Source organism: Caballeronia sp. GAFFF1 (assembly GCF_023630705.1).
Lineage (GTDB): Bacteria > Pseudomonadota > Gammaproteobacteria > Burkholderiales > Burkholderiaceae > Caballeronia.
In genome coordinates, this window is sequence record NZ_JALQEM010000034.1 from 1 (window position 1) to 13635 (window position 13635).

A 13635-nucleotide genomic window follows, 5' to 3' on the forward strand; every position below is an offset into this window, starting at 1 on the left:
TCGGGCTGGAGCGCGCACATTATCGAGCAGCGCATCGACAACAAGATCATTCGGCCGAGCGCGAATTACACGGGGCCGGAAAACCTCCAATTCATCCCGCTGGCCAAGCGTTCGTAACGCTTAGCTGAACGCCCCGTCTTAGCCACCGGCGCCCGATTCGATGATGCCTTCACCGAGTCGGGCGCCGGCGGCGCCTACAATAGCCCGAATCTTCGAATGAAGGGTCGCCCTTCCGCACTACCCTTCGAGCGTGGCATGTCAAAGACCATGCAATGACCGAGACACCGCAATGAATAGCGCAAACCGCAAACCTCTCCCCGGCTTCTCGCTCGACTACTTCGATGCGCGCGCAGCCGTCGAAGCCCTCGCGCCGGGCGCGTATGACACGCTGCCTTACACATCGCGCGTGCTCGCCGAGAATCTGCTTCGCCGCTGCGATCCGGCGATCCTCGACGCATCGCTGATGCAACTCATCGAAAGAAAGCGCGAACGCGATTTTCCGTGGTTTCCCGCGCGCGTCGTCTGTCACGACATTCTCGGGCAGACGGCGCTCGTCGATCTCGCGGGCCTGCGCGATGCCATCGCGGATCAGGGCGGCGATCCGGCGCAAGTGAATCCCGTCGTGCCCGTGCAATTGATTGTCGATCATTCGCTCGCAGTGGAATGCGGCGGCTTCGATCCGGACGCGTTCGCGAAGAACCGCGCCATCGAAGACCGGCGCAACGAGGATCGCTTCGATTTCATCAACTGGACCAAGAAGGCATTCAAGAATGTTGAAGTGATTCCACCGGGCAACGGCATCATGCATCAGATCAATCTGGAGCGGATGTCGCCTGTGATTCACGCGGTGGATGGGCTCGCCTATCCGGATACGCTCGTCGGCACCGACAGTCACACGCCTCACGTCGATGCGCTCGGCGTCATCGCTATTGGCGTGGGCGGCCTCGAAGCCGAGAACGTCATGCTCGGCCGCGCGTCGTGGATGCGGCTGCCGGATATCGTCGGCGTTGAGTTGAGCGGCATGCGGCAGCCGGGCATCACGGCCACCGATATCGTGCTCGCGCTCACCGAGTTCCTTCGCAAGGAAAGAGTGGTCGGCGCATACCTCGAGTTCTATGGCGAAGGCGCATCGAGCCTCACGCTCGGCGACCGCGCGACGATCTCGAACATGGCGCCTGAATACGGCGCGACCGCGGCGATGTTCTATATCGACGAGCGCACCATCGACTATCTGCGCCTGACCGGCCGCGACGAGAAGCAAGTGAGCCTCGTCGAGCAATACGCAAAAACCGCTGGCCTGTGGGCCGATTCGCTCGCGCATGCGCAATATGAACGCGTGCTGCGCTTCGATCTCTCGACGGTCGTGCGCAACATGGCGGGTCCGTCGAACCCGCATCGACGCTTGCCGGTTTCGGAACTCGCGGCGCGTGGCATCGCGCGTGAATGGGAGAACACGCCCGGGCAGATGCCGGATGGCGCGGTCATCATCGCGGCGATCACGAGTTGCACGAACACGAGCAACCCCCGCAACGTGATTGCCGCGGCGCTGCTCGCGCGCAATGCAAATGCACAAGGGCTCACGCGCAAGCCGTGGGTGAAGTCGTCGCTCGCGCCGGGTTCGAAAGTGGTCGAACTGTATCTGCACAAAGCCGGCTTGTTGCCCGAACTCGAACAACTCGGCTTCGGCATCGTCGCGTTCGCATGTACGACGTGCAACGGCATGTCCGGCGCGCTCGATCCCGCCATTCAGCAAGAGATTGTCGATCGCGATCTGTACGCCACCGCCGTGCTCTCCGGCAATCGCAATTTCGACGGACGTATTCATCCGTATGCGAAACAGGCGTTTCTCGCGTCGCCGCCGCTCGTCGTTGCGTATGCCATTGCAGGGACCATACGCGTCGATATCGAACGCGATGCGCTCGGTATCGGCAAGGACGGCCAGCCTGTGTATCTGAAGGACATCTGGCCGAGCGATGAAGAGATCGACGATATCGTCAGACAGAGCGTGAAGCCCGAGCAGTTCCGCACGATCTACGAGCCGATGTTCGCGCTGAACGTCGCGAGCAATGAATCAATCAGCCCGCTCTACGACTGGCGCCCGCAAAGCACCTATATCCGCCGTCCTCCGTATTGGAAAGGCGCGCTCGCGGGCGAACGTACGCTCAAAGGAATGCGCCCGCTCGCGGTGCTCGGCGACAACATCACGACGGACCATCTCTCGCCGTCCAATGCGATCCTCGCAACGAGCGCGGCCGGTGAATACCTCGCAAAAATGGGCTTGCCTGAAGAGGACTTCAATTCGTACGCGACGCATCGCGGCGATCATCTGACGGCGTTGCGCGCGACGTTTGCGAACCCCACGCTCATCAACGAAATGGCGGTCGTGAATGGCGAAGTGAAGAAAGGCTCGCTCGCGCGAATCGAACCTGAAGGCAAGGTGACGCGCATGTGGGAAGCCATCGAAACCTACATGGAACGCAAGCAGCCGCTCATCATCATCGCGGGTGCGGACTACGGGCAAGGCTCGTCGCGCGACTGGGCCGCGAAGGGCGTGAGGCTCGCGGGCGTCGAGGCAATCGTCGCCGAAGGCTTCGAGCGCATCCATCGCACGAATCTGATCGGCATGGGCGTGTTGCCGCTCGAATTCAAGCCGGGAATGAATCGGCAGACGTTCGGCATAGACGGCACCGAGACTTATGACGTAATCGGCGAGCGCACGCCGCGCGCGGATCTTACACTCGTCATTCATCGCAAGAATGGCGAGCGCGCGGAAGTGCCGGTGACGTGCCGGCTCGATACCGCAGAAGAAGTCTCGATCTACGAAGCCGGCGGCGTGTTGCAACGCTTCGCTCAGGACTTCCTCGAATCGGCTAAGGCAGCGGCCTGATCGCGCACGCTGCATCCAACCAAGGAATCACATGGCATACGCACCTCAGATCAAGATCGCCGCGACCTACATGCGCGGCGGCACCAGCAAGGGCGTTTTCTTTCGCCTGAACGATCTGCCCGAAGCGGCGCGCGTGGCGGGACCCGCGCGCAATGCGCTGCTGTTGCGCGTCATCGGCAGCCCCGACCCGTACGGCAAGCAGATCGACGGCATGGGCGGCGCGACGTCGAGCACGAGCAAGACCGTCATCGTGTCCAAGAGCACGCGGCCCGATCACGATGTCGACTATCTCTTCGGACAAGTGTCCATCGAAAAGCCGTTCGTCGACTGGAGCGGCAATTGCGGCAATCTTTCGGCGGCGGTCGGACCGTTTGCCATCACGAGCGGCCTTATCGATCCGGAGCGCGTGCCGGACAACGGCATCGCAATCGTGCGTATCTGGCAGGCGAACATCGGCAAGACGATCATTGCACACGTGCCGATAACGAAGGGCGCCGTGCAGGAAACGGGCGACTTCGAACTGGACGGCGTGACGTTTCCGGCCGCAGAAGTCCAGCTCGAATTCGTCGATCCCGCGGCGGAGGAAGAAGGCGCGCAAGGCGCGATGTTCCCCACAGGCAATCTCGTCGATGATCTCGAAGTGCCAGGCATCGGCACCTTTAAGGCGACGATGATCAACGCGGGCATTCCGACCATCTTCGTGAACGCGGAAGACATCGGCTATCAGGGCACCGAACTGCAGGACGCGATCAACAGCGACAATGCGGCGTTGACGCGTTTCGAAACCATTCGCGCATACGGCGCCCTGCGCATGGGGCTCATCAAGAGCCTGGATGAGATTGCCCAACGCCAGCACACGCCCAAGGTCGCGTTCGTCGCGCGTCCGGCGGACTATGTCGCGTCGAGCGGCAAGCGCATCGGCGCGGGCGATATCGATGTCCTCGTGCGTGCGTTGTCGATGGGCAAGCTACATCACGCGATGATGGGCACGGCTGCTGTCGCCATCGGCACGGCCGCCGCGATTCCCGGCACGCTCGTCAATCTTGCGGCGGGCGGCGGCGCACGTCAGTCGGTGCGCTTCGGTCATCCATCCGGGACCTTGCGCGTCGGCGCGGAAGCGGTCGAATCGAACGGTGAATGGTCCGTCAAGAAAGCCATCATGAGCCGCAGCGCGCGCGTGCTCTTCGAAGGTTTCGTGCGCGTGCCCGATCCTCGAGACACCGTGTCTGAGTAGCCGCTTGAGGCGGCGCGCGATGCATCCCTAGGCTCGCTGCGTCGCCGATTCACTGCGTTCTATAAAGAAGCGCGAGACGCGGTGTTAGCGCAGCCCGCCGCTCGCAATGATGCTCTCGCCCGTCAGCCAGCGCGCATCGTCCGATGCGAGGAACACCGCGACCGACGCGATATCGTCCGGATTCCCCAGCCGGCCGAGCGGCGTCTGAGCGACGATGCCCGTTTCCATCTCCGAGCCGATGATGCCCGCCGTGTGCGTGCCTTCGGTCGCCACCATGCCGGGATTGATCGAGTTCACGCGGATCTTTCTCGGGCCGAGCTCGCGCGCCAGCACACCCGTGATTGCATCGACGGCGCCTTTGGTGCCGCTATAGACCGCGCTCGCGGGCGGCGTAATGCGGCTCACGACCGAGCTCACGTTGATGATGCTCGCGCCTTCGCCCAGATGCTTCGAAGCGGCCTGGGTCACGAGTAGCACGCCGAGCACGTTCACATTGAACTGCTTATGGAAATGCTCTTCGGTGATCTCCTCGATCGGCGAGAACTCATAGATGCCCGAGTTGTTCACGACGATATCGAGGCGGCCATAGGTTTCCACCGCCGCATTCACAATGCCTTTGGCGTCCGCTGCATTCGACACGTCGCCGCCGACGGCGATCGCTTTACCGTTAGCCGCGACGATATCGGCCACGACAGCGTCTGCGCCATTCCGGCTGCTTGCGTAGTTCACCACCACCGATGCGCCTTCCGCCGCGAGCGCCTTGGCGATAGCAGCGCCAATACCCTTCGATGCACCCGTGACGACGGCCACTTTGCCTGCGAGCTTGCTCATGATCATTTCCTTGGAATATTGAATACCGCGAAGATGGAGTCGGCGTTCGGCTCACCGCGTCGAAGCGCCACGTCGCCAATGTAGACATCTCGCGCATGGCGATAAAGCGGCCGGAAACGAATTGACTGGCTGGCAATAATGAACAATGCATGCAAAAGACCGAAGACTTCAGACGACCGGGCGTGCGGAAGTCCGCTCGCGTCGTCTCGCCGACGTCTTGCGCCGGCCGCCGCTCGCGGGCGCCGCCAGTTGCGGCGCGGCGAACATATCGACCAGTTGCTCGCGCAGCCAACGGTGCGCGGGCAGCGTTTCGTTGCGCTGATGCCAGAAGAGGCTGATGACGCGATCCGGCGCCTCCAGCGGCGCGCGCACGCCGACCAGCTCGCCGCTTGCCGCCGCCCGCTCGCACAGATCGCTCGGCAATACGCCGATGAGATCGCTCGCCCGGATCATGTCGCACGCCACGGTGTAATGGTTCACCGTCGCGACGAGATTGCGCCGCAGTCCGCGCGACGCGAGAAAGGTATCGAACGTGGGCTGCGTCTGCCCTGCGAGGCTGACATCGACGTGACGCGCGTTCAGGAAGCGCCGCGTCGTCAGCTTGCCCGCTTCGGCGAGCGGATGATCGCGCCGCATGATGCATCCATAATCCACGGTCCACAGCGAACGCGAACGGATATGCGCCGGCGGCAGCGTTTCGTTCACATAGACGCCGATCAGATAATCCACGCGATTGCCCTCTAGCAGCGCGGGCGCATCGAGCAGGATGTTCGGCACCGTATGAAAGCGCACGCCGGGCGCAGTCTTTATGAAGCGCGTGATGAGTCGCGGCATGACGATGCCCGCGACGTAGTCGGACATCGACAGGCTGAAATTCACGTCGGCGAGCGACGGAAGGAAGGTCTGCTCGTCGAGCGCGCCTCGGATGCGGCTCAGCGACTCCCCGATGGGCCCCCACAAGGCCATCGCGCGCTGAGTCGGTGCGACGCCCGCGCCGTGGCGCACGAATAGCGGGTCGCCGAAGGCCTCGCGCAACCGGCCGAGCGCGTTGCTGACGGCCGGCTGCGTGAGCGACAGCTTGGTGGCTGCACGCGTGACCGCGCCTTCGGTCATCAGTGCTTCGAATACTTTCAGCAAGTTCAGGTCAAGCGTCCGGAAGCTCATGTAATCATTCAGCTCGTCAATGGACAGGATCACGATTATAAATATGGTTGAAGATACCCGCGCCATAGAATGAGCGGATCGTCGCCTGCCTGGAGAGCCCTGTGTCGAACGTATCTGCGCGCATCGAACGTCTTCCTTTCGGACGCTTTCATTGGCGCCTTCTGATGATGGGCGGCTTCGGCTACGCCTTCGATGCCATGGACGCGGCCGCGGTCGCGTTCGTGCTCCCGGTGCTGCGGCACGACTGGGCGCTGACCAGCGTGCAGACGGGCGTCCTCGGCAGCGGCAACTTCATCGGCTACTTCTTCGGCGCGCTGTTCGCCGGCACGCTCGGCGACTTGATCGGACGGCGCAAAGTGATGATGTATGCGCTGCTGCTCTACAGCGTCGCGTCGGTCGTCAGCGCGATGACGGATTCGTGGCCCACGTTCCTCGCCTCGCGCATCGTCGCTGGCATGGGCACCGGTGCGGAAAGCGCGATCATCGCGCCGTATCTCGCGGAGTTCGTCGCGAAACGCTATCGCGGCGTCTTCACGGGCGCGCTGGCGGGCTTCTTCTCGTTCGGCTTCGTCGCGGCCGCGCTGCTCGGCTATTTCGTCGTTCCGGCGTTTCCCTCGGGCTGGCGCACCGTGCTCTTCATCACCGCGCTTCCCGTGGTCATGCTCTTGTGGTGGCGCCGCTCGCTGCCCGAGTCGCCGCGCTGGCTCGAAAGCCGCAAGCGCCACGACGAGGCCGACCTCGTGCTCGCCGACATCGAAGCGGATTTCGCGCGGCAAGGCATTGCGTTGCCCGCCGCCGCAGCCGTCGGTCCGACCGGCCCGCCGCCCGCGCCTACCGGCACGCTCGTCGCAAACTTCCGCGCGTTGTGGGCGGGACGGCAGGCGCGCATCACGGTCATGACCTGGCTGATGTGGCTCTCCATCACGTTCAGCTATTACGCGTTCTTCACATGGATTCCCGGCCTGCTCGTGCAACACGGCATGAGCATCACGCGCAGCTTTGGTTATTCGCTCGCGATGTATGTCGCGCAAGTGCCGGGCTACTTTACGGCGGCATGGTTGAACGAACGCATCGGCCGGCAGGCGACGATCGCCTCGTACATGCTGTGCGGCGGCGCCTGCGCGCTCGGCATGGCATTCGCGAGCACCAACGGCGAGATCATGCTGGCGGGCATCTGCCTGTCGTTCTTCATGAACGGCACGTATGCCGGCGTCTATGCGTACACGGCTGAAGTCTTTCCGACCGCCGTGCGGACGACCGGCGCGGGCACGGCGTCGGCCATCGGCCGGATCGGCGCAATCGTCTCGCCGATCCTCGTCGGCTATCTGTATCCCATCTCCGGCTTCGCGGGCGTGTTCGGCGCGACGACCGTCGTGCTGCTGCTCGGCGCGCTGGCAGTCGTGGTGATGGGCGTGCCGACGCGAGGACGCTCGCTCGAAGACATCGCAGCGGGCGAGGCGGAAGACGTGGCATCGGTCACGCACGCTGCCAAGTATTGAATACATGAAGTTGAATACATAACGCCGCATGCAAGTTTTCCCCGGAGACTCACCCGTGCAAAGCATCCTCTTCCAGAACGCCGCCCTGCTCCATCCCGCGCGAGCCGAAGTGCGCGACGCGCATCACGTCCTCGTCGAGAACGGCGTCGTCAAGGAGATATCGGACAAGCCGCTGAAGAGCGCGTCATCGCGCGTCATCGATCTGAAGGGCAAGACGCTGATGCCGGGGCTCATCGACCTCCATGTGCATGTCGTAGCCGTGCAATTGAATCTGTCGCAACAGGTCCATATGCCCAATGTGCTCGTCACGCTGCGCTCGGTGCCGATCATGCGCGGCATGCTGCGGCGCGGCTTCACCACCGTGCGCGATGCCGGCGGCGCTGGCCACCCGCACAAGGTCGCGGTCGAAAGCGGCCTGGCTTTGGGGCCGCGCCTTTTCGTTGCCGGACGCGCGCTCAGCCAGACCGGCGGCCACGGCGATATGCGCGCCCGGTCGGACTACATGGGCGAGAGCGCGCCGTGCGGATGCTGCGTGCGCGTGGGCGCGCTCGCCCGCGTCGCGGACGGCGTGGACGAGGTGCGCCGCGCGGCGCGCGAGGAATTGCAGATGGGCGCCGATCATCTGAAGATCATGGCGTCGGGCGGCGTGGCATCGCCTACCGATCCTGTCGGCGCATACGGCTATGCGGAAGACGAAGTGCGCGCCATCGTCGAAGAAGCGCGCGCCCGCAACACCTATGTGATGGCGCACGCGTACACGGCGGATGCCATCGCGCGGGTCGTGCGCTGGGGCGTGCGCACGATCGAGCACGGCAACCTGATCGATGCGCCCACCGCGAAGCTCATGGCCGAACACGGCGCCTACGCGGTGCCGACGCTCGTCACCTACGAAGCGTTGGCGTCGGAAGGCGCGCAGTACGGTCTCGGCGAGGAAAGCGTTGCGAAGATCGAGGATGTGCGCGAGGCGGGTCTGCGGTCGCTCGAAATCTATCGCGAAGCAGGCGTGAAGATGGGGTTCGGGTCGGACTTGCTCGGCCCTTCGCAGCGGCTGCAAAGCGATGAATTTCGCATTCGATCCGACGTGCTCGGCAATGCCGCGGCGATCGCGGCCGCCACCACGACGGCCGCCGAAGTCCTCGGCCTGCCGGGCAAGCTCGGCTGCATCGCGCCGGGCGCGTGGGCCGACATGATCGTGGTGGACGGCAATCCGCTCGAAGACATCTCCTGCATGCTCGGACAAGGCGAGCGGATACCGTTGGTCATGAAGGGCGGTGAGATCCAGTTCGACGAACTCGAAGCGCGCTGACGCGTCGCGCCCTGGCGCTTATTCCCCGGCGTCTTCGTCGACGAGATGAGCGATCTCGTCGACTTCGATGCTTCGGCCGAGCCGGTTTTTCACGCCATATCCCCAGGCATGCACGTGGGCGCCCGGCGTCAGATAGTCCGACAGCGCCTCGGCCGCATGCGGCGGCATGCGCAGCGACATGCCATCGTCCAGCAAGGCGCCGCGCAGTTCCCCTTTCGGACCGTGGAGCGCGAGCAGCACTTCGCCCGACGCTTCCATCTGGCGCATTTCGACTTCGGGCGGATGATGCGCGCCGCCCGAGTCCGGGCCGTCATCGAGGATAGTGCGGCCCGCTTTCGTCATGACGGCGACGGCCGCGATCATGTCCGCGCCGCGCGGCTTGATGCCGCGCACGGCGACGGCATCGCCGATCTTCACGTTGCGCGCCAATTGCTTCGACAGATGCGGCGGGAAATGGACTTGCCGCGAGTCGTCCAGAATGAATCCGTCGAGCTCGCCGTGGGGATTGAGCAGAAATCGCGTGACCGTGCCGCGCGTTTGCGGCAAACAGTCAGGGTCGATCCAGTGCATCCGTGCTTCTCCTTTCGATAAGATTCGGTCGAAACTTTGCGTTTTGCATGCAGACGCATGCATGCGGTGCGCAGCATGCAAACCGCCCACAGCAAGAGTCTCGCCTTACAGCCAGGAAAGCCGGAGGTCGCGGTGTCAGCCGGCGTCTGAAATTTTCGCCGACGCCTCTTGCGCACGCCGCAGCCGCTCGCGGCTGTTGGAGAGGTGCATGCGCATGGCGGCGCGCGCCGCCTCCGGATCGCGGCGCTCGATGGCATCGTAGATATCCTCGTGCTCGCGATTCACGCGGTCGAGGTAACTGCCCGGATCGTTGTGCGCGAGCGCGGCCGAATTCACTCGCGTGCGCGGAATGATCGTATTGCCGAGCTGGCTCAGAATGCTGTGAAAGTAGCGGTTGCCCGTTGCCTTCGCCAGTTCGAGATGGAATGCGACATCCGCCGCAACGGCGTTTTCCGTGCCGGAAGCGATGTGCCGTTCGAACTCATCCAGTGCGCGACGCATCTGCGCGAGGTTCTCGTCTGTGCGGCGCATCGCCGCCAGCCCCGCAGCCTCCGCTTCGAGACTGATGCGCAGTTCGAGGATCGCCATCACGTCGCGGATCGTCAGGTCGCCGGCGGCTTCGATCTGGAATCGGTCATGGTCGCCCGCCTCCAGCACGAAAGTGCCGATGCCATGCCGGGTTTGCACGAGCCGCGCCGCCTGCAGCCGCGAAATCGATTCGCGCACGACGGTGCGGCTCACGCCGAGCTGCGCCATGATTTCGGATTCTGTCGGCAGCTTGTCGCCGGGCTGAAGCGTCCCGCTGCGAATCCGCTCGGACAGTTCGGCGACGACCTCCTCGGTCAGATTGCGGGAACGGCGAAGCGCGCCAGGCGCGAGTGCAGGAGACATGAGTGAACCGGTCGTAGAAAGGCCAATGGCCCATTATAGGGCGCAGACCCGCTTGTACGATGACTATTGCGCAGCGGCCATACGCCGTCTTCCGCCGCACTTGTATGCAAAGTGCAATCGTTACGGCGGTAATGGATGCCTGAAACTACGCATTGAATCGCCGAAAGTTGGGGCGTAGAGTTCACGTACTGCATGAAGTGCACGCCATGTGGTCCGCTGGCCGGACCGCATATCTTTTGTTCGCTTCCTCTCGGGGCTCGCGAATCCCATGTCCGCATCCCTTGGATTCGCCATCCTCCGCGCACGCGCAAGCTATCGCAAGATGCGGATCTCGGCCGCTGCGGCGACTTGCATGCAAGATGCAAGCGCGGACAAGCGCGCCCGCACTGCGATCGCGGGGTGGCCGGCGGTCCGCTTCCTTTATTCGGCGAGCGATGCACCTGCAATACGGGACGGCAAGGAGACGAGTAATGATGCGTGAAGTAACCGGGGCGTTCTGCGGCCCGCGCAAGCTGGACGAAGCATTGGAAGACCTGCGCGCCGAAGGCATTGCAGGCGACCGTATCCGCGTGGCCTGCGTCGAGCCCCTCGCGGAAATCCAGTTGTCGATCGCGCTCAGCGCCAGTTCGCCCACGCAATGGATCACCGCCGAACATGCCGGTTATGCGCCGTATTTCAAGGACGACGCGATCGACGCCGAATCGCCGCGCGCCGATATTCTTCCGGACTTCCGTGATCGCGATGCGGCCGCCCAGGCGGAAAGCCTCGGCACGGTGACCCGAGTCATTGTCAGCATTCGCGACGACGCGGAGATGCGTGCCGTGTGCGACATCTTCTCGCGTCTCGGCACCGACGATATCGACGCCGAAAGCGCGGCGGTCTGACTCACCGCGCTCGACGCGGGGCTACTGGGGCGTCGTATCGGCAGGTTTCGCCTTCTTCTTGTGCTTGAAATGAAAGCCGCCCTTGTGCGTGCTTCCCGGTGCGGACGTATTGTCTCCGCCTACCGTCGGCGCGGCGGTCGCCGCCCCGTGCGCGTTGCCGCCGCCCGAGCCGCCGTTGCCATTGCCGCCGGCCTGCGCCATCGCGCTGCCCGAGGCCAGTGCCACGCCGGCCGCCAACGCGATCAGCCCTGCCAGTCTGCTCGTTCTCATCTCGTTTGCTCCGTTTGTCGAGGTTGATTGTCACGCGCCTGCTTCTGTCGATTCTTTGCATTTTTTATGCGGCACGCAGCACGCAGTATGGATCCGCGATAGAAGACTGAGCCGGTGGCGAGTTCCAATTCCCTCGCCGACGAGCCGCCATCCGAACCGCCGAGAGACCTACAGCAGGTTTCGTGCTCGTTCCCTCACCCTTACTCAAAGCATGCTTCCGATCCGCGTGAAGCGATCGCTGCATGTCGAAAATCGGCCCTGCCTTACGCATTCGAGAACACTCTATTGACCGCTGACTTTCTGTTTGATTACAGACAGCGCTGTCGCAAGGACGAAGACATCGCTCATCGAAGGCACCGTGCGCCATCGCACGGACGTACACCCCGCGGAATCCGTTAAATACGATCAAACAACCTCGATGGCGAGTGCGAGGGTTCAGTGGATCGAATGTAATTCACTGAGCGAATACACCGCCGCCCGTACGCCCCGGTTTGAATAACGTAAATGGCGTTCGTTGAGGGGAATGCCCTTGAGCGCCTAACTGGCCGGTCGCACCGTTGGCCAGGTACAAGGGACCAGACATAATGAAAACTGAATTGCGCCGCATCCTTTCCGAATCCGCACGCCTCGACGTGCCCATCGATACCCTTTCCGACAGCGACGATCTCTATGCCGCCGGTCTTTCGTCGCTTGCCACGGTTCACGTGATGCTTGCGATCGAAGACGAGTTCGGCGTCGAAATCCCGGACCACATGCTTACGCGCCGGCTCTTTTCCAGCGTGGATTCGCTCGCGGCCGCCGTGGAGGAACTTCGTCGTCAGCAGGCGGCAGCATGAACGCCGCCGCGCAGGAAGTCGAAGCGTCGCAATTGGCGGAACTCGATCGCAGCGCAGGCGCCCGTAGCGAGACTGAGTTGCTCGAAGCCGCGCGTCGCGTCGCCGCGATTGCAGCAAACCATGCGAGCGCCGTCGACAAAGAAGCGCGCTTTCCCGCAGAGGCCGTCGCCGCGATGCGTGACGAACGGCTCTTCTCCGCCATGGTGCCCGTGATTCATGGTGGCGACGGCCTCTCGCTTTCAGGCGTCGCTCGCCTGTGCGAAACCCTCGCGCAAGGCTGCGCGTCCGCCGCGATGATCTACGCAATGCATCAGAGCCAGGTGATCTGCATCGTCGATCACGGCGCGAATGTGCAATGGCAGCGCGATTTCCTGACGCGTATGGTGAGCGAGCAGTGGCTGCTCGCCTCCGCGACCTCCGAGGAGACCATCGGCGGCAATATGCGTACGAGCGCGTGCGCGGTCGATCTCGTCGATGGCGCGTTCACGATCGAGAAGCTTGCGCCGACGATTTCATATGGAAAGTACGCCGACTGCATTCTGGTCACGGCACGCCGTCATCCCGATGCGCCGCCCTCTGATCAGGTACTGATCGTCGCGCCGCGCGAGACCTGTACGCTCGAACAGCGCGGCACATGGGACACGCTCGGCATGCGCGGCACGTGCAGCGAGGGCCATCGCCTCGTCGCAAGCGGAACCGCGGAGCAGATTTTGCCAGTACCGTTTTCGAAGATCGCCGACGAAAGCATGCTGCCCGTATCGCATACGCTGTGGTCGTCGGTATGGATCGGCATTGCATCGGATGCAGTGAATCGCGCGCATCAATTCTTTCGCAATCAGGCGCGTGGCAAGCCGGGTGCGTTGCCGCCGTCGGCGTCGCGGCTCGCACAGGCCGTCACGCTCATTCGCATGATGCAGGCGCGCCTGCGTGAATCGCTCGCGGCGGTCGAAGCGTCGCAGCGTCAACGCGTGATACGTCAGGCAAGCCATGCAGACGACATCGATGCGCCGCTCACCGCATCCATCGGTCTTGCATCGGACCTCAACATGCTCAAGCTCTCGATTTCACAATCGGCTGTGCATGTAGTGCAAGAGACGCTGATGATCTGTGGAATGGCCGGCTATAAAAACGACACGCCTTTCAGCGTGGGGCGGCATTTGCGCGACCTGCATTCCGCGCCGCTCATGATCAGTAACGACCGCATTGAATTGAACACGGCGAATCTGCTGCTCGCGCAGCGCGCCGCAACCGGGGACCTGTAAC

Annotated in this window: 12 protein-coding genes; 7 read left to right on the forward strand and 5 right to left on the reverse strand. The window is 63.3% G+C overall.

What is annotated here, in order from left to right; genetic code table 11:
* Positions 1-289 precede the first annotated feature (289 nt).
* The gene (acnD, locus tag NCR37_RS19690) at positions 290-2887 is read left to right on the forward strand and encodes a Fe/S-dependent 2-methylisocitrate dehydratase AcnD (protein ID WP_250474516.1); all 2598 of its coding nucleotides are present in this window, start codon (positions 290-292) and stop codon (positions 2885-2887) included.
* Positions 2888-2918: 31 nt separating this feature from the next.
* Positions 2919-4121 (forward strand): 2-methylaconitate cis-trans isomerase PrpF, encoded by a 1203-nt coding sequence (prpF, locus tag NCR37_RS19695; protein ID WP_250474517.1) that lies wholly within the window; start codon positions 2919-2921, stop codon positions 4119-4121.
* 84 nt (positions 4122-4205) lie between these two features.
* Here prpF and NCR37_RS19700 read toward each other — a convergent pair whose 3' ends face one another.
* Complete coding sequence (locus tag NCR37_RS19700; protein WP_248324331.1) at positions 4206-4952, reverse strand: glucose 1-dehydrogenase; 747 nt, start codon at positions 4950-4952, stop codon at positions 4206-4208.
* A 168-nt stretch (positions 4953-5120) separates the two neighbouring features.
* On the reverse strand, positions 5121-6116 hold the full coding sequence (locus NCR37_RS19705) for a LysR family transcriptional regulator (protein ID WP_250474518.1): 996 nt from the start codon (positions 6114-6116) through the stop codon (positions 5121-5123).
* Between the two features lie 101 nt (positions 6117-6217).
* Here NCR37_RS19705 and NCR37_RS19710 point away from each other — a divergent pair, with 101 nt between their 5' ends.
* Together NCR37_RS19710 and NCR37_RS19715 are read left to right on the forward strand one after the other, a co-directional pair.
* Positions 6218-7615: an MFS transporter gene (locus NCR37_RS19710; protein ID WP_250474519.1), complete on the forward strand. Its 1398-nt coding sequence runs from the start codon at positions 6218-6220 to the stop codon at positions 7613-7615.
* 55 nt (positions 7616-7670) lie between these two features.
* Positions 7671-8921, forward strand: a complete 1251-nt coding sequence (locus tag NCR37_RS19715; protein WP_250474520.1) for a metal-dependent hydrolase family protein — start codon at positions 7671-7673, stop codon at positions 8919-8921.
* 18 nt (positions 8922-8939) lie between these two features.
* On the opposite strand, the gene NCR37_RS19720 is transcribed toward NCR37_RS19715, so the two are convergent.
* Both NCR37_RS19720 and NCR37_RS19725 read right to left on the reverse strand, forming a co-directional pair.
* Positions 8940-9491, reverse strand: a complete 552-nt coding sequence (locus NCR37_RS19720) for a hypothetical protein (protein ID WP_250474521.1) — start codon at positions 9489-9491, stop codon at positions 8940-8942.
* Between the two features lie 135 nt (positions 9492-9626).
* Entirely contained in the window at positions 9627-10382 is a 756-nt protein-coding gene (locus NCR37_RS19725) for a FadR/GntR family transcriptional regulator (protein WP_250474522.1), read from the reverse strand.
* Positions 10383-10852: 470 nt separating this feature from the next.
* Between NCR37_RS19725 and NCR37_RS19730 the strand changes: the two genes are divergently transcribed.
* Positions 10853-11266: a hypothetical protein gene (locus tag NCR37_RS19730; RefSeq protein ID WP_250474523.1), complete on the forward strand. Its 414-nt coding sequence runs from the start codon at positions 10853-10855 to the stop codon at positions 11264-11266.
* 21 nt (positions 11267-11287) lie between these two features.
* Here NCR37_RS19730 and NCR37_RS19735 read toward each other — a convergent pair whose 3' ends face one another.
* Positions 11288-11536: a hypothetical protein gene (locus NCR37_RS19735; protein WP_250474524.1), complete on the reverse strand. Its 249-nt coding sequence runs from the start codon at positions 11534-11536 to the stop codon at positions 11288-11290.
* Positions 11537-12120: 584 nt separating this feature from the next.
* Between NCR37_RS19735 and NCR37_RS19740 the strand changes: the two genes are divergently transcribed.
* Entirely contained in the window at positions 12121-12372 is a 252-nt protein-coding gene (locus tag NCR37_RS19740; protein WP_206470911.1) for an acyl carrier protein, read from the forward strand.
* Positions 12369-13634 carry an acyl-CoA dehydrogenase family protein gene (locus tag NCR37_RS19745; RefSeq protein ID WP_250474525.1) on the forward strand — a complete coding sequence of 422 codons (1266 nt, stop codon included), beginning with the start codon at positions 12369-12371 and terminating at the stop codon, positions 13632-13634. Before NCR37_RS19740 ends, NCR37_RS19745 begins: the two co-directional genes overlap by 4 nt.
* The last annotated feature ends 1 nt before the right edge of the window (position 13635 follow it).